Annotated in this window: 19 protein-coding genes; 6 read left to right on the top strand and 13 right to left on the bottom strand. The window is 38.9% G+C overall.

The annotated features are described in order from the left end of the window. Nucleotides 1-5 precede the first annotated feature (5 nt). Both RIB54_RS10745 and ffh read left to right on the top strand, forming a co-directional pair. On the top strand, nucleotides 6-1,202 hold the full coding sequence (locus RIB54_RS10745; RefSeq protein ID WP_350100906.1) for a molybdopterin molybdotransferase MoeA: 1,197 nt from the start codon (nucleotides 6-8) through the stop codon (nucleotides 1,200-1,202). A 67-nt stretch (nucleotides 1,203-1,269) separates the two neighbouring features. Beyond that, nucleotides 1,270-2,601, top strand: a complete 1,332-nt coding sequence (gene ffh, locus RIB54_RS10740; RefSeq protein WP_350100904.1) for a signal recognition particle protein — start codon at nucleotides 1,270-1,272, stop codon at nucleotides 2,599-2,601. A 76-nt stretch (nucleotides 2,602-2,677) separates the two neighbouring features. Here ffh and RIB54_RS10735 read toward each other — a convergent pair whose 3' ends face one another. Both RIB54_RS10735 and RIB54_RS10730 read right to left on the bottom strand, forming a co-directional pair. Then, complete coding sequence (locus RIB54_RS10735; RefSeq protein WP_350100903.1) at nucleotides 2,678-3,655, bottom strand: pyruvate dehydrogenase complex E1 component subunit beta; 978 nt, start codon at nucleotides 3,653-3,655, stop codon at nucleotides 2,678-2,680. 137 nt (nucleotides 3,656-3,792) lie between these two features. After that, the gene (locus RIB54_RS10730) at nucleotides 3,793-5,556 is read right to left on the bottom strand and encodes a hypothetical protein (RefSeq protein WP_350100902.1); all 1,764 of its coding nucleotides are present in this window, start codon (nucleotides 5,554-5,556) and stop codon (nucleotides 3,793-3,795) included. A gap of 219 nt (nucleotides 5,557-5,775) precedes the next feature. On the opposite strand from RIB54_RS10730, the gene RIB54_RS10725 reads away from it, so the two are divergent. Next, the gene (locus RIB54_RS10725; protein WP_155185892.1) at nucleotides 5,776-5,994 is read left to right on the top strand and encodes a PspC domain-containing protein; all 219 of its coding nucleotides are present in this window, start codon (nucleotides 5,776-5,778) and stop codon (nucleotides 5,992-5,994) included. Here the strand turns inward: RIB54_RS10725 and RIB54_RS10720 are convergent. The 5 genes from RIB54_RS10720 to hisS all read right to left on the bottom strand — a co-directional run bounded on the left by RIB54_RS10720 (nucleotide 5,991) and on the right by hisS (nucleotide 12,591). Then, a complete protein-coding gene (locus tag RIB54_RS10720) occupies nucleotides 5,991-7,007 on the bottom strand; it encodes a glycosyltransferase family 2 protein (RefSeq protein ID WP_350071439.1) in 1,017 nt (338 codons plus the stop codon). The two genes, RIB54_RS10725 and RIB54_RS10720, sit on opposite strands and share 4 nt — an antisense overlap. After that, nucleotides 7,007-7,339: a YbaB/EbfC family nucleoid-associated protein gene (locus RIB54_RS10715; RefSeq protein ID WP_350100901.1), complete on the bottom strand. Its 333-nt coding sequence runs from the start codon at nucleotides 7,337-7,339 to the stop codon at nucleotides 7,007-7,009. Before RIB54_RS10715 ends, RIB54_RS10720 begins: the two co-directional genes overlap by 1 nt. Nucleotides 7,340-7,428: 89 nt before the next feature. After that, complete coding sequence (locus RIB54_RS10710; RefSeq protein WP_350100900.1) at nucleotides 7,429-9,300, bottom strand: T9SS type B sorting domain-containing protein; 1,872 nt, start codon at nucleotides 9,298-9,300, stop codon at nucleotides 7,429-7,431. 43 nt (nucleotides 9,301-9,343) lie between these two features. Then, a complete protein-coding gene (gene hutH / locus RIB54_RS10705; RefSeq protein ID WP_350100899.1) occupies nucleotides 9,344-10,831 on the bottom strand; it encodes a histidine ammonia-lyase in 1,488 nt (495 codons plus the stop codon). Further along, on the bottom strand, nucleotides 10,831-12,591 hold the full coding sequence (gene hisS / locus RIB54_RS10700; RefSeq protein ID WP_350100898.1) for a histidine--tRNA ligase: 1,761 nt from the start codon (nucleotides 12,589-12,591) through the stop codon (nucleotides 10,831-10,833). The genes hutH and hisS overlap by 1 nt, the downstream gene beginning before the upstream one ends. A 135-nt stretch (nucleotides 12,592-12,726) precedes the next feature. Between hisS and RIB54_RS10695 the strand changes: the two genes are divergently transcribed. Then, nucleotides 12,727-13,044, top strand: coding sequence for a hypothetical protein (locus RIB54_RS10695; protein WP_350071765.1), 318 nt, complete (start codon nucleotides 12,727-12,729; stop codon nucleotides 13,042-13,044). A 53-nt stretch (nucleotides 13,045-13,097) separates the two neighbouring features. Here the strand turns inward: RIB54_RS10695 and RIB54_RS10690 are convergent, their stop codons facing one another. After that, nucleotides 13,098-13,592 carry a metallophosphoesterase family protein gene (locus RIB54_RS10690; RefSeq protein WP_350071773.1) on the bottom strand — a complete coding sequence of 165 codons (495 nt, stop codon included), beginning with the start codon at nucleotides 13,590-13,592 and terminating at the stop codon, nucleotides 13,098-13,100. A gap of 66 nt (nucleotides 13,593-13,658) precedes the next feature. Between RIB54_RS10690 and RIB54_RS10685 the strand changes: the two genes are divergently transcribed. Then, complete coding sequence (locus RIB54_RS10685; RefSeq protein ID WP_350100897.1) at nucleotides 13,659-14,216, top strand: thioredoxin family protein; 558 nt, start codon at nucleotides 13,659-13,661, stop codon at nucleotides 14,214-14,216. Nucleotides 14,217-14,259: 43 nt separating this feature from the next. Here the strand turns inward: RIB54_RS10685 and RIB54_RS10680 are convergent, their stop codons facing one another. From RIB54_RS10680 to RIB54_RS10660, 5 genes are all read right to left on the bottom strand, one after another. Then, on the bottom strand, nucleotides 14,260-14,925 hold the full coding sequence (locus RIB54_RS10680) for a hypothetical protein (protein WP_350065167.1): 666 nt from the start codon (nucleotides 14,923-14,925) through the stop codon (nucleotides 14,260-14,262). Nucleotides 14,926-15,106: 181 nt separating this feature from the next. Beyond that, nucleotides 15,107-17,566 carry a zinc-dependent metalloprotease gene (locus RIB54_RS10675; RefSeq protein ID WP_350065165.1) on the bottom strand — a complete coding sequence of 820 codons (2,460 nt, stop codon included), beginning with the start codon at nucleotides 17,564-17,566 and terminating at the stop codon, nucleotides 15,107-15,109. A gap of 196 nt (nucleotides 17,567-17,762) precedes the next feature. Continuing rightward, nucleotides 17,763-19,250, bottom strand: a complete 1,488-nt coding sequence (locus tag RIB54_RS10670; RefSeq protein WP_350100896.1) for a S10 family peptidase — start codon at nucleotides 19,248-19,250, stop codon at nucleotides 17,763-17,765. Nucleotides 19,251-19,381: 131 nt separating this feature from the next. After that, nucleotides 19,382-19,966, bottom strand: coding sequence for a pentapeptide repeat-containing protein (locus tag RIB54_RS10665; RefSeq protein ID WP_350100895.1), 585 nt, complete (start codon nucleotides 19,964-19,966; stop codon nucleotides 19,382-19,384). Continuing rightward, nucleotides 19,963-20,850, bottom strand: coding sequence for an alpha/beta hydrolase (locus RIB54_RS10660; protein WP_350100894.1), 888 nt, complete (start codon nucleotides 20,848-20,850; stop codon nucleotides 19,963-19,965). The genes RIB54_RS10665 and RIB54_RS10660 overlap by 4 nt, the downstream gene beginning before the upstream one ends. Before the next feature lie 136 nt (nucleotides 20,851-20,986). Between RIB54_RS10660 and RIB54_RS10655 the strand changes: the two genes are divergently transcribed. Continuing rightward, nucleotides 20,987-22,141, top strand: a complete 1,155-nt coding sequence (locus RIB54_RS10655) for a PQQ-dependent sugar dehydrogenase (protein ID WP_350068526.1) — start codon at nucleotides 20,987-20,989, stop codon at nucleotides 22,139-22,141. Nucleotides 22,142-22,155: the final 14 nt, after the last annotated feature.

Raw genomic sequence — 22,155 nt, 5'->3', positions numbered from 1 at the left:
ACGAAATGATTACTGTTGAAGAAGCGTCAGGAATAATTAACAAGAACTTGTACAAACCAAAAACTGAGGAAGTTGCCTTATCTGAGGTGTTGGGCAGGGTATTAGCCGAAGATATTTATGCGGATAGGGATTTCCCTCCATTCAATAGAGTGATGATGGATGGAATAGCTATTCAATTTTCTGCCTGGGAGAGTGGACAAAGATCTTTTGAAAAGGAAGGAATTCAGTTGGCAGGGGAGGTTCAAAAAACGTTGAAGAACCCTCAAAATTGCCTGGAAGTAATGACAGGGTCTATTTTACCAATGAACACTGATGCGGTTATACCCTATGAGGAGTTAGATATTGATGGTAGTGCAGTTAAAGTTACTTCCGATACAATCAAGCAAAATCAGAACATTCATTCACAAGGAGCGGATGTAAGCATTGATGAAAAAATTCTCTCAAAGGGATGTTTGATTTCTACTGCGGAGATCGGAGTTCTGGCAACAGTGGGCAAGTCTGTTGTAAAGGTATTATCCGTGCCTAAAGTGGCCATTATCTCTACAGGTGATGAATTGGTTTCTGTGGAAGAAATGCCCAAGGACTATCAGATAAGACAGTCCAACAGTCATGTACTGAAGGCTGCGTTGAAAGAGTCAGGCGTGGAGGCCGATATTCATCATATTCTGGATGAAAGGGATTTGTTGTTAACAAGACTAAAGGCAATTGTTGAGGAAGTAGATGTATTGATTTTGAGTGGTGGGGTTTCAAAAGGGAAGAAGGACTATGTGCCTGAAGTTTTAAATCAACTGGGTTTTCAAAAACAATTTCATGGTGTGATTCAGCGGCCAGGGAAACCATTTTGGTTTGGGGTAAGGCAGGATAATAAAACTGTTTTTGCACTTCCGGGAAATCCGGTGTCTACTTACATGTGCTTTCAGAAGTATATTAAGCCTTGGACCTTTAATTCGTTGGGTGTGCAACTACCTCAGGAGATGGCAGCATTATCAGAAGATTTTACCTTTAAGAAGGATCTCACTTATTTTCTTCAGGTGAGGGTCTTGAATGTATCTGGTAAATTAATGGCACAACCAGTAGCTGGTCAGGGGTCTGGTGATTTAGCTAATTTAATTTCCGCTGATGGCTTTTTGCAATTGCCAGCCGACCGAAGTTTATTTAAGGCGGGTGAAGTATTCCCTTTTATTAGATATAGGAGGTCTTAAATTTTATATTTTAAATTCATTTCACCCCAAAAATCCATAATTTTGCAGCCTGTAAAAAAGGAAAGGTATGTTTGATAATTTAAGTTCGAAATTAGAGAAGGCGTTCAAAACCCTAAAAGGTCAAGGTAGCATCACGGAGGTCAATGTGGCCACTACCATGAAGGAGATTAGAAGAGCTTTAATTGATGCGGACGTTAACTATAAAGTCGCTAAAGACGTAACTGATGAGATCAAGGAAAAGGCGTTAGGTCAGGATGTTTTAACGGCAGTTTCCCCCGGACAATTACTTACCAAAATCACAAATGATGAACTTACTGCCTTGATGGGTGGTAGTCATGAGGATATTAATATAACCGGTAATCCTGCCGTCATTTTGATCTCTGGTCTTCAGGGTTCTGGTAAAACTACCTTTTCGGGCAAATTGGCAAACATGCTTAAGAAGAGTGGTAAGCAGGTTTTATTGACTGCATGTGATATTTACCGTCCTGCAGCGATAGACCAGCTAAAGGTACTCGGTGAGCAGACTGGTGTAGAGGTTTATGCTGAACCGGAGAATAAGGATGCTGTAAAGATTGCCAATAATGCCATTAAGTTCGCCAAAGAGAATGGTAAGAAGATAGTAATTGTCGATACCGCTGGTCGTTTGGCGGTGGATGAGGAGATGATGAATGAAATCTCCAGATTAAAAGAAGCATTAAACCCATCGGAGACACTTTTTGTGGTGGACTCCATGACTGGTCAGGATGCTGTAAATACTGCCAAGGCTTTCAATGAAAAGCTGAATTTTGATGGTGTTGTTTTAACAAAGCTTGATGGTGATACCAGAGGTGGTGCTGCCATTTCTATTAGAAGGGTAGTAGAGAAGCCTATTAAGTTCATCTCCCATGGCGAGAAGATGGAGGCCATTGACAAGTTCCACCCGGAAAGGATGGCCAATAGAATATTGGGCATGGGTGACGTTGTTTCTTTGGTAGAGCGTGCTCAGCAGACTTTTGATGAAGAAGAAGCCAGAAGGTTAAATAAAAAGATCCGTAAGAATCAATTTGATTTCAATGACTTTTTATCTCAGCTTGAGCAGATCAAGAAAATGGGTAACATCAAAGATTTGATGGGCATGATCCCTGGGATGGGTAAGGCCTTGAAAGATATTGATGTAGATGATGATTCATTTAAACCGATAGAAGCTATCATAAGGTCAATGACAACTGAGGAGCGCGAAGCGCCAGATTTGATTAACGGCAGCAGACGATCACGCATAGCCAAAGGAAGTGGAACTTCAGTTCAGCAGGTTAACAATCTTTTGAAGCAGTTTAACGACATGCGTAAGATGATGAAAACCATGAATAAGCTGGGAGGAGGGAAACGAGGCTTGGCAGCTCTTAACCCTTTTGGGCGGTAAAAGGCAAAAAAAATGTAAAAAACAAAGGCCAACTCAGTGAGTTGGCCTTTGTTTTTATTCTTCTTCTATCTATTAATTATCTATACATCACAGACTTAATAGCTTCCATTGTTCTTTTAACATTTGGAAGGATGGCATCAATCAAAGTAGGAGCATATGGTAATGGTACATCCATACTGTTTACTCTGTGCACTGGCGCATCCAGATAATCAAATGCAAATTTTTGGATATGGTAAGTGATCTCTGAGCTTATAGCTGCCAATGGCCAAGCCTCTTCTACAACCACAATTCTGTTGGTCTTCTTAACCGAATTAACAACAGTTGCATAATCAATAGGCCTTACTGATCTTAAATCTATCACTTCGCATGAAATACCTTCTTTAGCGGCTTCATCAGCGGCTTCATAAACAGTCTTCATCATTTTGCCGAAAGAAACCAAGGTTACATCAGTTCCTTCTCGTTTAACTTCTGCCACCCCTATAGGAATCAAATATTCACCTTCAGGCACTTCTCCTTTGTCACCATACATCAATTCTGACTCCATAAATATGGTAGGGTCATTATCTCGGATTGATGATTTTAAAAGTCCTTTGGCATCATAAGGATTAGAAGGAACGACAACTTTCAATCCTGGTGTATTTGCGAACCAGTTTTCAAAATTTTGAGAGTGCTGTGAACTCAACATACCAGCATTGCCGGTAGGCCCTCTAAATACAATAGGAACGCTAAACTGACCACCTGACATTGACATCATTTTGGCGGCAGCGTTTATCACCTGGTCAATAGCTACAAGAGAGAAATTGAATGTCATGAACTCTATGATAGGTCTGAGGCCGTTCATAGCAGCACCAACACCAACACCTGCAAAGCCAAGTTCGGCAATGGGAGTATCTATCACTCTTTCAGGACCAAACTCATCAAGCATACCCTGGCTTACTTTGTAAGCACCATTGTATTCGGCAACTTCTTCTCCCATAAGGAAGACCTTTTCATCCCTGCGCATTTCTTCGCTCATTGCCTCGCCCAGTGCTTCTCTAAACTGTATTTCTCTCATTGATATCGGATTAAATAATTGGAGCGTAAAAATAGCACTAGAGCTTTTAATCACAAAATTCCAGTACTACTAAAATCAGATAATAAAAAAACCCTGACGATCAATCATCAGGGTTTTTTTTTGTTGTTGTCTAAGGATTATTTCAGAGCGTTTCTGAAACCTTCGTTAGAAGCATATTTAGCAAATTCTAAGTCCTCTAAAGCATCACCTTTCAATGAAGGAGTAGCTTTAACAGCATTAGTTAAGTTTTCGATAACGTCAGCATCTTTGCCCAATCTTGCGCTAGCAATAGCAGCGCCATAGTAAGCAAGACCCATGTTGCTGTCTTTAGAAGCAGCTTCTTTGAAAGAAGTCATAGCATTTTGGTAGTCTTTGTTCAATACTTGAGCAAGACCTTTGTTGAACAAGTTAACTGCTGTGTTCTCAGCACCTGAAGCAGAGCTTACAGCTGATGGGTATTTAGCAATCATTATTTCAACAGCACCTTTCACACCATTAACACCTTGAGTCATTTCGCTTGAACCACCAGAAGCTTTACCCAAATGCTCATATGCTTTATAAGCGTTACCATTCATTAAAGCAACAGAAGCTAAGTTAGCGTGCACTTCAGGTGCAGCGTTTTTGTTAGCAGCAATTTCTAATTGAGCCTGAGCTTTTGATCCAGCAGAAGCATCACCTTCCATAGCCATAGCTACATAAACAGCACCTAAGTTGTTATGAGCAACCCAGCTTCCAGACTTTTTAGTGGCAGCAAGGTAGATAGCTTCTTTTTCTTTAAGAGAAGGAGTTAATGTAGCAGAGTATAATAACTCTTCTTCAGAAAGCGTGTCAGCAGATACAGTTCCGCCAGCGATACCTTTAGATAAAACTGAAATCTCAGCATCAGTTTTCTTTTCTTTAACTGTTAAGATTTCTGTCTTTGCAGTTCTCAACTTAGGATAAAGTTCTCTTAATACTTTGTTGTAGTTAGGCAGCTTGTGTAGTTGATCTTCTTTTTCTTCGAAAGATCCAGCACCGTTTACTACATCTAAGTAAGCAGACTTAGCTTCAGAGTCGATACCATCATATAATGCTAAAGAATCTTTGAAAGCTTTCCAGTCCTGAACAATGTCCTTGGTAATAAATTCAATTGAATCAGCCATGCCTTTATAGTCATACTTCTTCATTTGTTTTTTGTAGTAATCAGCAATAGCAGTAGCTCTGTCTTTAGCTAACTTATCGTTAATTCTTTCAGCACCTTCAGGAGAGTGAGTACCTGTGATTGTCACTGTTCTTGTAACGTTCTTCTCAGCAACAAAGGCATTAAATTTCTTACCTCTTGCAGAAGTTTGCTCAGAATACTTCAATACTGATCTTCCCTGATCGAAGAAGAAATCCACTTTTGTAGGTATTAACTCTTCTTGGTTATTGTAACCGTGATTTGCATAAGCAGCAAAATAAACAGGCTGAACCAATTTAGAAGTAGTGATTACACCAGGAGCAACTGCAAGTCTTGCAGACTCTTTGGATTTACCGTTCTTAGGATCAGAAGCAACACCTTGAACCTCAAGATTTCCACTCTTCATAGCTGGAGAGTAAGCCATTGTGTAGGTTTTAGAAGCTTTTGGTTGTTGAGAGTCCGCATTAGGATAATCTTCAGCTTTGAATTCCATAGGTTCTAAAGCTGATTCACTATCTCCATACTTGTAAAATGTGTTAAGGGTGTATACTTTCCCTTTTTTAAGCATTTTAACAGGCAAATTGGCCGACATTTCAAATGAAACCGTATCAGCGTGAACCTCTAAAGGGTTAGGAGTAACCGTTAAGTTTTGGTCCTGCGCAAGCTTCACCATTTGATTGAGGGCACAGCCTGAGAAGGTCAGTACACCAAAAAAAGCTATAGCGTAGAATAATTTTCTCATTGGATTTTAGATTTTAATGTCTTGGTTGAATAAGGTGTAAAATTATTATTATATAATATTTCATGCAATAATAGTTAAAAAAAATAAGAATCAACCAAGTGGAGTGATATTGTGAGGTATATATTTGTGAAGCCACATATTTATCGATAAGTAACATGATAACTAGGTTAAAGCGTATATTCAGTTACTTTTTGTAGATTTAAGGCATTAAATTGAGTTATGAAAAAAGTACAGCATTTTTTCGAAAAATACGCCTTTGGTGTTTGCACGAGGTTAGGTGAAAAATTGGGCCTTGCGACTACAAGTATCAGGATGTTTTTCATCTACGCTTCCTTCCTAACTTTCGGGTCTCCAGTGATAATTTACCTCGCACTTGCTTTTGTGATCAATATCAGAAAGCACTTGCGCAGAAGAAATAATTCTGTTTGGTATTATTAAAGTGGTAAGTCGGTATATTTTCTGACACCTCGCACGAAGTAGTGATACACTATTGAGCGATTATAAATAGGTGGTGCAGCTCCTCCAACCACTCTTTCCTTTATTTTCAACCTTTTCTTATAATTTTCAGGTAAATCAAACAAAAAGTGGATATGCGCCCTCAGAACTGCCAGTCCATCAGCAAAGCTGTCAAACAACATAAATTTGAGCGCTGCTATAATGTCTAAGGCCAATCTTATAGGAAATTTAATGAAGAGCTCCCAGGTTTTATAATTTTTATATAACAGTGCCAGACCATTTCTAAAATTGAGGTATGTTTTTCTTGGGTTGGATTTATGTAATGTACCGCCTCCGACATGATAAACAGTACTCTGACCATTATACATTACCTTTAACCCTGCATTGTTTAGCCGCCAGCATAAGTCAATTTCCTCCATGTGAGCAAAAAAGTCCTCATCAAGCATTTGGTGTTCATAAAAAGCACTTGACCTAAGAAATATACATGCTCCTGTTGCCCAAAATATTCGGTGGATATCATCAAATTGGCCATTGTCTTCTTCAAGTGTTAAAAACAAACGTCCTCTACAGAACGGATAGCCTAGTGTATCGATAAAACCACCACCTGCACCCGCATATTCGAATTTTTCTTTGTTTTTGTAGTCGAGAATTTTAGGTTGTACTGCAGCTATTGATGGATCACTGTCCATCATGTCAATAATTGGTTCAGTCCAATTTGGTGTTACCTCAACATCAGAATTAAGAAGTACAAAGTATTCAGCTTTTATTTGCGCCAAGCCTAAGTTGTAGCCTCGACTATAACCGCCATTTTCCTTTAAAACGATGAGATTAACTTCAGGGAAGTTGGCTTTAAGAAAGTTTAAAGAATCATCAGTTGATAAATTATCAATAACCCAAACACTGCCTTTTGGACTGTGCTTTATGACAGAAGGTAAAAAGTTCTCTAGATGTTTCTTACCATTATAATTGAGTATGGCAACGGCAATTTTATCCATTAAAACATGCCGCCAAGATCCAGACCTGGAATATTTGGAAGCATTCCGTCAGTCGCCTTTTTTATATGTTCTTTGGCCAGTACTTCAACTTCAGCATTGGCTTTATTGATTGCTGCTATAATGAGGTCTTGAAGCATTTCTTTGTCCTCAGGTTTTAACAATAAAGTATCAATATCTATCTTTATCACCTCTTTTTTACCATTAACAGTAGCATTTACCATACCTCCACCGGCATCAGCGGTGGCTTTGATATTTACTAAACTGTCCTGGGCTTCTTTGATTTTGGCTTGCACCTCTTTCATTTTGCCCATCATTTTCATCATATCAAACATAGATCGAATATTTAAGCGGGTTGCAAAACTACCTCAAACCTTGAAGAAATGCATTCAGAAAAGAAATAAAAGAAGTTAAATAATACTAGTTATCTTCTTAACAACAAGAAAGATCCGTTCTTCTTAATCTCCCTACCTGCCAAATCGGTTATTTCAAGATTGAAAATGTAAGTGCCTTCGGCTTGAGGTTTAGAGTTGTATTCACCATTCCAACCGTTATCGGGGTCATTCGAAGTGAAAATCATCTCACCCCATCTGTTGAAAATTTGTAAAGAATAGTCTACAATAAATTGGCCTTTTACACTAAATGTCTCATTTCTACTATTTCCATCAGGGGTGAAGGCCGTAGGGTAATGAATGTTGTTGGATTTAATAACTGTAAAGAGATTTGAAACAGATGACGATAAAGATCCATCATTGGGATTAGCGATTACTCTGAAAGATATAATCTGTTGGTTGTTATTATTGTCTGTTTGTGCAAACTCTGATACTCCTGAAGTATTGCTGCCGGCAGCAGCTCCTTGATAGAACTTTTGAATAGTATAATTATTTACTCCATTAAAATATCCCTCATAGTCATCCCAATCTAAAGTAACAGTGTTGTCTGGTTGTATGGTGCCCTGGAGTAAAATAGAACAAGCAACAGCACCATCAGAATTTGAATTATCGCATTCGTCAGTTATGCCTATGGTGTAGCATGATGAAGTTTCATTGCCATTGGCAATAGAGTCTGTGTATGAAAGTGTGGTTGCAGATGCTATGCGACTTCCATTTTTTGTGATGTTATAATTGCCTCCCACTACACCGTTTGGCTCTTGCCATTCAAGGGAAATGGTTCCTTCATCATTCACTGAAATTGTGATATTGTCTACTGCATTAGGAGTTAAGGTGCTTGTAGCCACACCACATTGCTCATTCGATTTTGATATACCACCACCATAGTTAGCGGTTAGAAAATAACAATACTCCGTGTTGCAGGTAAGACTTTGGTCGCTGTAGAACCTGTCATTTGCCTGAACAACCTGAAAAGGGTTGGTAGTGGAACTTCCTGTATTGCTGACTATTTTTCTTGCGATATTAAAATCACCAGTTGGAGAGTTGGTCGTCCACTGCATATCATTGGAGCCATCCTGTACGGTCAATGATAAATCTATACTACAGATGGTATTGGAGTAAGTTGAAGTATTTGTACATAAGTCCAAAGAGGCAATCCTAAAACAGTAAAAACCTGGTGATAAACTCAGGTTCCTTATAGTATCTACCGAACTATTGTTGTCCAGCTGTTTGATGAAGTTAAAACCACCAGTGCCATTTGGCTGTACCTCAAGTCTATAGAAAATATCATCTTCAAGGTTATATCTAAGTTCTAATGACGATTCATCCAAAACGTTTAATTGTGTAATTAAAGCCAGGGGCAGCGTTGCCCTTGGGGTGAATGATCCTGTTGCCACAGCACAGTTGTCTAGCGCATTAACATCAATACCCTGAACACTAACAGTGCGATTGGTTGAGTTTGTATATGTGTGTTGGGTGTTGGCAGCGTTTATAGGAACGTTTTGCTGTGTGCCATCACCAAAATCAATCTGATATGTGTCATATTGGCTATCGGTGACATCAACTTGCACCGTATTACCTGAGCAGGCATATAGATCAAAGTCAGGAGCAACTTTGTCGGTAATTGTTATATCGATAAAATCCGATGGAGTAGGGTTAGGGAAAATAACTTGAAGCCTGTAATCTCCCGGCTCTGTATAGGTATGGGTGAAGGTATCACCTGCACCGTCACCAAATGCAATATCGCATGTGCATGAAATACAGTCACATGAAGGTTCAGTAATACAGATTTCAACGGTTAACCCTGCACAGCCCTTAACCTGACTCACGCTAAATCTGCCACCATTGCTTGAATAAGGAAAGCCTGCACACTGCCCAAATGAATCGATTGGCAGTAAGGCTACCACTAAAAAAACTGTTAGGTATCGTAAATAGTGGTTCAATGGTGGTTTAATTGACTTTTAAAAAATCTATAGCAGCATTTATGTCTTTATACAAAACACGATCTTCTTCAATAAACGGCACTACTTCCCTAAAATTGCTTATCAAATCCTCCAGTAATGCGGAAGTTTTTAATGGTCTTCTAAAGCTAATGGCCTGAGAAGCAGTGATTAATTCAATTCCTAAGATAGCATACAGATTTTGAATAACCTTATAACTTTTTATTGCCGCATTGGCGCCCATACTTACATGATCTTCCTGGCCATTAGATGATACAATGGAATCGGCAGAGGCAGGGGTGCAATATTGTTTGTTCTGGCTCACCAAAGAGGCAGCGGTATATTGAGGAATCATCAGTCCAGAGTTTATACCCGGATTGGCCACTAGGTAATTTGGCAGCTCACGGCTACCTGAGATTAACTGGTATGTTCTTCTTTCTGAGATGCTTCCGAGCTCTGCAAGCGCTAAAGCCAGAAAATCAAGGGCAAGCGCCAATGGCTGCCCGTGGAAGTTACCTGCAGAAATGATTTCATCATCATCTGGAAATACATTGGGGTTATCAGTAACACCATTGATTTCCACTTTAAAGACCTGCTGTACATAATTAATGGCTTCAAAACTAGCACCATGTACCTGAGGGATGCATCTGAAAGAGTAGGGATCCTGAACATGCTTCTTGGGCTGCTTTATAATCTCGCTGCTTTCAAGAATAGTACTGATTTCATTGGCAACATGTAATTGCCCTTTATGAGGACGAATTTCATGAACTTTTGATTTGAAAGGCTCGATTCTGCCATCAAAAGCATCGATGGATAATGCACCTATCTTATTGGCCCAATTGAATAATTTAGAAGCATGAATTGAGGCATACAATCCATAAGCGCTCATTAATTGGGTTCCATTGAGTAATGCAAGCCCTTCTTTGGCCCTGAACTTTATAGAATCCCAACCCATGAGAGTGTTGAGCTCACTTCCTGAATATCGCTTGCCATTATAGCTTACCTCTCCATGACCGATTAACGGCAGGCAAAGATGTGCCAGTGGAGCCAGATCACCAGATGCACCCAAAGAGCCCATTTCATAAACTATTGGGTAGATTCCTTCATTGAAGAAATCAACTAATCTATTGACTGTGTCAAGCTGAACCCCTGAATAGCCATAGGCCAGAGATTGTATTTTTAGGAGCAACATTAGCCTCACCACTTCTTCTGGCACCTCGTTGCCAGTGCCACAGGCGTGCGACATTACTAAATTTTCCTGAAGCTTTGTAAGGTCAGCTTTTGAGATATTTTTATTATATAAACTTCCGAAACCAGTATTTACACCATAAACAGGTTCTGAAGAAGTCTCAATCTTTTGATCTAAATAGGCTCTGCATTTCTGGATCCTTTGTTCGGCATCAGTAGAGAGTTTTAGCTTACACTGTCCTGCCGCTATTTCAAACGCTCCTTCTAAAGTTAATTCAGCCGCTGATATCTCATGCACTTTTCCGTTCATTACTGACCTTTGATTTTTTTAACAATTTGTTTAATATCAAGCTTTTCCTGCTGACCATCAGCCATATTTTTTAAACTTAAAAGTCCTGAATTCATTTCCTCAGAACCTATGGTGATAGTATAAGGAATTCCCTTTTTGTCAGCATACCCGAATTGTTTTTTTAGCTTTGCCTGATCGGGGTAAATTTCACTTTTAATACCAGCATCTCTAAGGATCTTGAGTATTGATAGACCATAACGCTGTGTTTGCTCATCGAAGTGCGTAATCAGAACTTCTGTGAAGTTTAGGGTTACTTCTTCAAAAAGGTTCAATTCCTCCAGACAATCATAAATACGATCTATCCCGAATGAGAAACCAACCCCTGAAGTGCCTGTTAGTCCGAAAACGCCAGTAAGGTTATCATACCTGCCACCGCCACTCACGCTGCCAATAGATACATTATTGACCTTAACTTCGAAAATAGCGCCAGTGTAATAGGAGAGTCCTCTGGCTAAAGTAGTGTCTAATTCAATGTTTTTATCAGTAAGTCCAAAGCTGTCCAGATAGGCATTAATCTGCTGAAGTTCTTCAATTCCCTTTCTGCCGGACTCACTGCTGTTCAACTGTTCGGTTAATTGCCCAATCTTCTGCTCAAAGCTACCTTCAATTGAAAGCAATGGCTTTAGTGCATCCACAGAACTTTGATTAAGGCCACGTTGTAATAATTCTTCGCAAACCTTATCAAGACCTATTTTATCTAATTTATCTATTGCTACAAAAAGATCAGAGGTTTTGTCTTCTGCCCCGATAGCTTCTGCCATACCAGTAAGTACCGCTCTATGATTGATTTTTATTGAATAATCTGTGAATTTGAGTTTCTCAAAAACCTCAGTAATCATTAAAACTATTTCTGCCTCGCAGATTAATGAGTCAGTTCCAACAACATCGGCATCACATTGATAAAACTCTCTATATCGCCCTCTTTGCGGTCTGTCGGCACGCCATACTGGCTGTATTTGATATCTCTTAAAAGGAAAAGTAATGTCATTCTGATTCATGACAACATATCTGGCAAAAGGAACTGTTAAGTCATATTTGAGGCCTTTCGCAGTTATGTGAGATTGTAATGAATTTTTGTCTTTTAATTGTCTGAATGCTATATAATTTTTAAAAAGACCCCCTTCAATTATTTCTTTTGAAAAGAAGGTTTTAAAATATCGATCAAAATCATCCCAGTTAATTTGTAATGGCGCTCCCTCATTATGAGATTGGTGTAGATTAGGAAGAACATTATGAAAAAATATCCAAATCTTAATTACAATATCAGATTTGTGTTCATCCAAGAAGTCTTCAATTAAATGTTTATTCTTACTTCTTATAATACTTGGATCAGTGATGGAGCTTCTAAAAAAGACATTATATTTTTCACCAAGGGTATTTAAATGGAGTAGTTCATTTATGTTTAGAGAGCTTAAGTATGATTTCGTTATATTTTTTAGGAAGATACCTATGGCATTGGTTTCAGAAGTCATCTCTTCTATTTCTGAAATGATCGATTTATTAAACTCACCGCTATCAAGAACCTTAAATAGCAACTGATCGCCTTCATCACCATACTTCCCTGTAAGTGTGGTTAGGTTCTCCATGGCCGGTGTTTCCAAAGGCATGAAACCGAATTTTTGAAATACACTTTTTATAGTAGCGAGAATATAATTTCTGCGGGCCATTTGTAATGGACCAAAATCGCGCATTCCTTTTGGTAAGCTTGGTTTTTGACTCATGGCGGCAAATCTACAAAAAAGGCGCAAAACGAACTTTTCACATTTTGCATTTAGTACCTAGAATTTTAGAAATAATGTTTCATGTTTTGAATTTATCTACTAGATTTGCAGCCTGTTTGATAAATATATACTGAGATGGCAATCACCAGATTAAAAAGAAAAGGAAAAAGAAATAAAGTTCGCGCTAAGGTTAGATTGGTGAACATTCAGAGATTGAATGCTACCCCAGTTATCAAAAGTGTGGACGTTGAGGCTATAAAAGAGGAATTTGCTAAAGCAGCGAAGAAACCTGAAACCAAAAAAGAAGCCCCTAAGGCTGAAGCAGAAGTAGCTGAAAAAGCAGCTCCTAAAGCTGAAAAGGAAGCCAAAGCCCCTAAAGCGGAGAAGAAGGAAGCTGCACCTAAAGCTGAAAAGAAAAAGGCCGCTCCAAAAAAGAAAGCTGAGGATAAGTAATTATTCTTTACTAATATATAAATCCTGTCCAGGCTTAGTCTGGACAGGATTTTTTATGCCCTTCCTCCAAGTTCAATTACCTGTAGGTTCTTGATGTTCTTACCTTCAACATCGAACCGTACCAGCGTTTTTGTTTTATGAAAGCCCTGCACTCCAGCCGCTCCCGGGTTGATATGCAATAATCCATTTTTACTATCTCTCATTATTTTAAGGATATGGCTATGGCCACAAATAAAAAGATCAGGTACTTTGTTTTTTAGTACTGCCTTGGTTATCTTATTGTACCTTGGCGGATAGCCACCAATATGGGTTATCCAAACTGTGAGGTCTTCACATTGGAACCAAAGGTCTTCAACAGTTGCAGCTCTTATGGTGTGCCCATCAATATTACCAAATACAGCTCTTGTTGGTTTAAACTTCTCTAGCTTTTCCAGTACTTCCAGTGTGCCAATATCTCCTGCATGCCATATTTCATCACAAGCTGCAAAGTACTCAAATACTTTAGCGTCCAGATGTCCGTGTGTGTCTGATATAAGACCTATCTTCATTTATGATTTGGATTATTTTTTCTGCTCCTTAATGATTTTGTAAATTTATCATTTAAAAATAAAGCTATGGCATTGACTTCTTCAACCATGATGCCTTTAGGCACTGTGGCTCCACCGTTTCAATTATTAGATGTAATCTCAGAACGCACCTATTCTTTAAATGATCTTAAGTCAGACAAAGCAACTGTTATAATGTTTGTCTGTAACCACTGCCCATATGTGAAGCATGTGCAAAGTGAACTGGTAAAAATGGCTGAGGATTACATTCCTGAAGGCGTGAAGTTCATTGCCATTTCTTCCAACGATGTTGAAAATTACCCCGAAGATTCACCTGAACTAATGCGTGAAGAAGCAAAAAAATGGGGTTATCCATTTCCTTATCTATATGATGAAACCCAAATAGTGGCCAAAGCTTATGATGCTGCTTGCACACCAGATTTTTATATTTTTGATAGTGGTATGAAACTGATTTACCGTGGACAGCTAGATGATAGCCGTCCAGGAAATGAGAAACCATTGACTGGAAAGGACTTAAGAGGAGCTTTAGATGATTATTTAAAAGGCAACCCAATTACCGAAGATCAAATCCCAAGTCAGGGCTGTAATATTAAGTGGAGGGATTGATTGGATGACTGGAAGCACTCGTTACAACGAGCGCTAGCAGAGATCAAAATGGGTCAATGTTTATCCATTGATCTTTGTGATTTGGATCAAACATTAGTTGATAAATACTAGATTCATCATTTTTTGATTTAAAATAATCTTTACCATATGGCAAAAGGCCAGTTACCAAGTTCCATTCTAGAGCTGTATAAGGTACATATTTGATTTCATTAAAGTGATTTTCAAATTCATTTATAATTTGTTGCTCATCGATGATTAATTTGAATTCGGGTGACTTTGAAAAGGAATTGGACCTATGAATTCCAAATGAAGGGTACATGTCTGGCCTTTCTTGATCACCTTTTATGTGAGCACGTATTCCTACACCATAATAATAGGTGTAATAGGGTACTAAAAGAGATAGGCAAATTGTAAAAGTCTTGTTTTCAAAGTAATTCCCGAAACTTGTTTTTTGACTGAATTCACATATAAATGATGGGAATTGTAAATAGTTGAAATTATCAAATTCGTACTCAACTTTCGCTGAAATTGAAGAGGTGAATAACCGCCATTTATCAGATTCTGGTAAAATCGATGTATTGTTAGTTACATCATTTATTCTTTTAATAACTAATTCCTTAATCAATGTATGATTGAGTTTCCCATCCTTTTCCTTTTTATAAAAGATGTCAACCTGCCTTATGATTTCCGATATGTCATTTAGATCCATTTGGCTCATTAAGTACGTTAATAATTAATATAAAAAAAACTCTACTTGTTTCAGCAGAGCTCAAATATGATTGATATAGATTTTATCTGCTCGAGCTCGTTTAACGAGTACCTTGAAATCACAACCAAAAAAAAGTCCTTACATTTGTAAGGACTTTTTCATTTAGCATTGCTCGTTGATTCTATTTCGGATCTAATATAGCATCAATTCGCTCCTGACTATCTTCTAAATGATATCTCGACATTTTATCTGAAGTCCTTGATAACGCAGTTCTAATTTGTCCTCTGAGTGTTGTTAATTCTGCTCTTACGGTAGGCCTGATATCAGACAGCTCTAAGTCTACATTACTGCCTCTTCCCTGATTTTGATCTCCGTTCATTAAGTCATTCAACTCATCTAAATAAGTGCGCTGCAGATTTCTTCTGTAGGTATCAATGGTCTGTCCTGACCTTAATTCAGACCATAACCCGGTTCTAAGGTCAGCCATCATTTCAGAAAGGGTATAAGTTTTAGTGCCTAGTTTAGCTTCAGCGTCTATTAATCTGCCTAAGCGATCAACACTTAGCACCTGGCTCAGAGCTCTTGCCTGAAGGCCTCTGATATTCTCCACAGTTCCATCACCCTGAATTCTTCCTAAAACATCCTCATTCAGCATCCACGTTGGGGTAGAAAATGTTTCTTTTAGCATCCAGTTCATGGCTTCTTTTTGAGTGGCTTTAGGCACAAATTCATATACCTCTCCAGCCTGATCATACGTCTTATGTGTCTCATAAAGCCCACCAATATTTGATTTAACATGGCCGTTATACCTGTTCCATTGACCTAAAACCTGGCCATAGAGCTCTTCAAGATCATCATAATCTTTTCCTATCTCATTGGTCCATTTAACCAAATTTGGCATGATTCGCTTCAAGTTGGCAATACCATAGCTACTGGCTTTCATCGCATCATTTCCCAAATCCTCAGTTTGGGCACGAGGGTCTACCGGATCTCTTTGCTGTCTGCCATACCAGTACATAGGGTCATTGTTGTTGCCAAGTATCCAGTTATGCAGGGTTTCTTTTTCATCATCGGCAGTATTGGCATCCAAAATGGGAGTGTAGCCCCACTTTACTGCCCATTTATCATAAACGCCAATGCCTGGGAAAAGACCTGCATTATCTCCTGGCTGTGCTACATAATTGAACCTTGCGTAGTCCATTATTGAAGGAGCAGTGCCCATTTTATCAGTAAATGCTTTTGATCTAAGGGAATCAACCGGATATGAATAGCTGGCACCCATGTTATGCGGAAATCCTAATGTATGGCCCACTTCATGAGCAGCTACAAATCGTATCAATTCGCCCATCACATCATCATCAAATTTGACTTTTCTTGCATTTTCATTTACCGCTGCTGTCTGTATGAAATACCAGTTTCTTAGAAGGTTCATAACATTATGATACCAAATGATATCACTCTCTATAATTTCTCCTGACCTTGGATCATGAACATGCGGGCCCTGGGCATTCTGTATTGGATTGGCGGTATAACGTACCACTGAATAACGTACATCTTCAGGACTCCATTCTGGGTCTTCCTCTTTTGTAGGAGCGTCTTTGGCCATTATGGCATTTTTGAATCCTGCAGCCTCAAAAGCAACCTTCCAGTCCTCTATACCCTTTTTAATATATTCTCTCCACTTTAGTGGTGTGGCAGGGTCTATATAATAAACTATTGGTTTAACGGGCTCTACCAGCTCACCTCTTTTGAAGGCCTCAACGTCCGATGGCTCTAGCTTCCATCTTGTTATATATTGCCTGGTGGTGGCCTTCTGTGCATCAATGCCATAGTCTATCTGTGAAACGCTGAAAAAACCAACACGGTCATCGTATAATCGGGGCGTCATAGGTACTTTAGGAAGTAACACCATAGACTGGTTCATTTCTATAGAAAGGGTCTGCGTGTCTTCATTGGATGGCAGGTTGCCTCCGTTGTAAGTAAGGATGTGCCTTATTTCCGTGTTCATTGGGTAACTTCCAACCCGCATCAATAATGAACGCTTTTTGTCAAGCCCTTTAATTTGAAAGTCTTTGCGCTGACTGTCCCTAAGCGGGGATATCATTGGAACATCTGTTGTAAAGAGTTCTTCAATGTCAACCACATAGCTTGAAGAGTCATCTTTAATGGCCTTTATATCGAAAGTCATAATAACAGGCTCAAAATTGTTGTTTTTTACCGATTGATAAATTGGCTCATTTTCGTTAGCTACACTGTTGTAAGAAACAGCCCTTAACAGCAATTGATTGTCCTTTTTCTGCCATCGCCAAACCTGTTGCCCACGGGCTTTCATACCAGCACCACCGAAATTAAAACCTTCTACAGTACCCGAAATCCTGCTTATGATCAAGATTTCCCTTTCCAGAAGACTGTCTGGGATTTCGAAGTAATATTTGTCTTCTACCTTGTGAAAGGTGAATAATCCGGCATCAGATTTAGCATCTTTGGTAATTACCTGATTGAAAGGTTTTATGCCATTACTTGGTTTAGAAGGTTTAGCTTCAGCAGAAGACTCATCTTTCTTTTTCTTCTTTTTTTGTGAATAACCTTCATTGAAGGTTAGGCATAAGAGCCCAATAAGTATTATGGAGAAGTATTTCATATGTTTAGGTTTAAGTTTTACTGTGAATTTCATTCATATAAATGCTACAGACCTTGAAAATGTTATGAAGAGAGATATAAGTTGATAATGACGATTATCAGGGTATGAATGGGAGATGTGAGAATCCTGTGGAGGTCATAAAAAAGCCCATGATTTCAATCACGGGCTTTAGCCTAACTAAAGAAACTCAGCTAGTTTAATACTTAGCAGCCTTACCTTTAGCTGCTGTATTTATAATAAACTCTCTCAAATCATCATTCGACTTTTGGAGATCTTCTTTTCTTAAATACATCATATGTCCGCTTCTATACCCTTTGAAGCTAAAACGGTCTTGCATCTTGCCACTCGGATCAATTTGCCACATGGTATATTTTGAAGCGAAATAAGTACAAGCACCATCATAATAGCCTGTCTGGAATAAAACATTTAGATAAGGGTTTTCAGCCATTGCCTGTCTAAGTCCTTCTCTAACATTGTTGTTGCTGTCATCCCATGGGTGTACAGGTCCAAACATGTTGTACTTAATGTCAGTTTTAAATTTCAAATGCTCTCTAACATAGTAGTTGATGGCTGGTGTGAACGAGTGTAACCAGCTGGTTAATTCTGCACTGTAGTCTGGTCTACTACCACTTTCAACTTTATCTATACCTAAATATCTTGAGTCAAGACGACCAATGGTTTGGCCAGTTTTGTCTCTCAATAAATCTTTCCAGAAAAAGCTTGTAGGCACATCCAGGTTGTTTTGAAGGATTGACTTCTCAGACAGTCCCGTGTAATAAGACATTCTTTTTGCTACCTGAGCTTTCTCCTCATCACTAATAAACCCACCTCTTGACAATGCTGGCATCAATTCATCCAATGCAAATTTTTCTGCTTCTGGAAGAACCTCTAAAAGATCTTTGCTTTGAAGCTCACTTGGCAACATTTTATGATACCAGGCCGCTGCCGTGTAGTATGGCATATTTAGACCAGAAGAAACAGGCACATCAGAATCGAACACTTTATAGTCCGCAGGAGAGACCATAATTACTCCATTCAAGTACATCCACTGTCTTTCTTGTAATTCGAGAGCTAAGCCGGATACCCTTGTGCCACCGTAGCTTTCGCCAATGATATATTTAGGAGAAGTCCATCTTTCATGACGGGTGACAAAAGTGTTGATCCACTCCGCTAAATATTTAATATCAGCATTGATACCAAAGAATTTTTCTTTGTCTACTTCCTTTCCCGTAGCAGGGATTGTTCTTGAATAGCCTGTGTTAGCCGGATTAACGAATACAATATCAGCAACATCTAATACAGAATAAGGGTTATCATGAACGCCATAAGGCTGTACGGGATAACCTTCGTCATCAATGTTCAATACTTTAGGGCCTGTATAGGCTACGTGCATCCACACTGAAGCTGAGCCTGGGCCACCGTTAAAAGAGATAAGCAGTGGTCTGTTGGCAGAATTCCCAACATCAGTTCTTTTGTAATAAGTGTAGAAAAGGGCTGCTGTAGGTTCACCCATTTCATCCCATACAGGTTGGGTTCCTGTGGTTGCTGAATAGGTGATTTTTTGTCCGTTAATGGTCGAAGTATGATTTGTAATAACCATGGTATCGACAGGTATTTCCCTCTTTTGAGCTATCACTGCAAGTGTAAGCAGCAAAAGAAAGTTTAGAGCTAATAGTTTTTTCATGTGTTAGGTTATTTAATAGATAAGGATTGATTCACTATCCAATAAATATATGGAGATCAATGCTTACTAAATACTATCTTTCCTCAAACGGTCAGTAAGGTTTTGTAACGGAGTGATTTAACAATCGCAAATCAGGATTCCAGGCTAATCTGAATATCATATTTATGCAGTAAGCCAGCCACCCCGTGAATACTGAATTTAGCCTTTTTAATGGTATTTAATTCAGGGTCAATACTGAAATTCTCTGCGTCCCTCAAATCAGCTTTTGACAGGTTAGTTCGCTCGAATACGGCATTGAGCAAATTACTGTTTATGAAAGCTGAATTGGTCAAATCGCAATCAGTAAAATCCACCTCTACTAATGATGATTCCTTAAATACAGAACTGATTACACTGGTGTTGAAAAAGGAAGAGTGGTCGAGGATGCATGTTTCAAAGTTTACTTCAAAGCCAAATTTATTGCAATGATCAAACCTTAACCCAAGCATCTTGCAGCCTTTAAATTTTATATTTTGGAACTTGGTGTCAGAAATATTGGCCATGCTCAGGTTGCATTCTATAAATTCACAATCAGTAAAGTTGATATGCGCCAGGTCTGCCTGTTCCAGGTTGCATGACTTGAAAGTACAATCTTCATAAGTACCTTTTGCTAGTGGTTTTATTTTGAGATCAAGCTTATCAAATATTTCTTCACTTTGATATGTTTCACCCATCATTTTGACGTAGATTTTTCTGTTATTTCAATGTTAAATGAAGTGCCTGATAGCACCATTTTTATGAAATCATAAATCGGTTCATGATCTTGCTTGATATAAGTGCCGGAGTGTTCATGTCCACCACCAATAAAAGTGGTTAAGTGGCAAGAACCGCCAATTTTTCTCATATGCTCTGCTATAGAACGGGAACCAAACAGCATTAACCAACCTGTAGCATTCGGCTCACAGTAATGATGAGAAGCGGTAGCATTCGGCACTAATTTGTCTTTATCACCATGATAGACCATGGTTGGAATGTTATTCGCTGCGGTGATAAGGTTTAAATCCATAATAGCACCAGCCGCGGAAATAATGCCCTTGTATTTGAAATCGGATGAAAGCTTGTGATCAAATAATGCCATTATTTTTCTATCCCAGTAGGCTGCATGGAGTACAGTTTCTGCTCCAGCGCTACTTCCTCCAATCAATATATTGTTTTCATCAAAGCCATATTTTTCTTTATTGGCTAACAGATAAGCAGTTGCCGTCCAAACTTGGTTGCCAGCTATTTGTATAGCTTTCACCTTCTCGCTGGTTACACCATCGCAGCTAAAACTTTTGTTTTTCATATAAAGGGTATAGCTAATAGTTGCCACGGCTAAGTTTTTCTCACTTAGATAGGAGGCAAGTTTATGTCCTTCTGTTCTCGCACCACCCGCAAAACCACCACCATGAACATAGATCAGAAGTGGTGTCTTTCCTTTTGATTCCCCTTTGGGCAAAAAGAGATCCAGCTCTAGCTTGTAGTCTCCATTGTCGAGATAGGTAAGCGTTTTAAAATCTTGGGCCAGCAGATTGCTAGCAGATATAATTACAATAGAAAGCAGGGTAAGCAGGAATTTCATTTTGTAAAAGGCTTTTATGAGTAATTAAAAGTAAAAATTTTAGTGTGTAATAATATTACCGCTCAGATATTAATGATTCATTATTAATAAATTTTCAATTAAGTTAGATTTCAATTAAAAGTAAAAAATCATCATTATGAAATCTAAATATATGATTCCTGCCTATTTACTCATGGCCTTGTTTTTCTTCTCTTGCCAGCAAAATGAATCCTCTTCTGATGAGGCTTCTGTTGAGACTGAAAAGGTAGCTGCAGAAGAAACTGAAGCAGGCGAATTAAATATTCCTGAAGGCTTTACACTATCTGATTTTGCTGAAGTGGAAAATGCACGTTCACTGGCATTGAGCCCTTCAGGAACTGTGTTTGTTGGCACGCGTACTTTGGGAAGTGTCTTTGCGCTAAAGGATACAGATGGTGATGGTAAAGCCGATGAGAAATATGAGCTGGCCAAAGATCTTAATAGCCCTAATGGCGTAGCTTTTAAAGATGGTGATCTTTATGTGGCTGAAATCAATCGAATTTTGAAATTCACAAATATAGAAGCTAATCTGGCTAGCCCACCTGCATTTGAAGTAGTATATGATGAATACCCAACAGAAGGACATCATGGCTGGAAATACATTGCCTTTGGCCCTGATGGAAAGCTTTATGTGCCTGTAGGTGCACCATGTAACATCTGCGAGAGTGATGAAATATATGCTTCTATAACAAGAATTAACACTGATGGTACAGGATTGGAAATAGTTGCCAGCGGTATTAGAAATACGGTAGGTTTTGACTGGAATCCAGAGACAGGTGAGTTGTGGTTTACGGATAATGGTAGAGATATGATGGGTGATGATATTCCTCCTTGTGAGTTGAATAAAATCACTGAAAAGGGACAGCACTTTGGTTACCCCTATTGTCATGGTGGTACTATAGCTGATCCTGAATTTGGTGACAAAAGAGACTGCAGTGAGTTTGTTCCACCGATGTTTAATTATAATGCACATACAGCTCCTTTGGGTATGAAATTCTACGAAGGCAGCATGTTTCCTGAAGAGTATAAAGGCGACATTTTCGTGGCGCAGCATGGTAGCTGGAACAGGTCTTCAAAGATTGGATATAGGATCATGCGCATGAGTGTTGAGAACAATGAAGTAACCAAGGGTGAAGTTTTCATTGATGGCTGGTTGAATGATAGCAATCAACATGTGAGTGGCCGACCAGTAGATGTGCTGGAGATGGCTGACGGCTCATTATTGATCAGTGACGACTTTGCAGGTAAAGTGTATAGATTGACTTATAATTGAGCTTCAGCCTAAGG

It is taken from the genome of Fulvivirga sp. (assembly GCF_040218215.1).
Taxonomy (GTDB): Bacteria; Bacteroidota; Bacteroidia; order Cytophagales; family Cyclobacteriaceae; genus Fulvivirga.
Note: the sequence above shows the minus strand (reverse complement) of the source record. Positions and strands in the feature narration are given on the sequence as shown.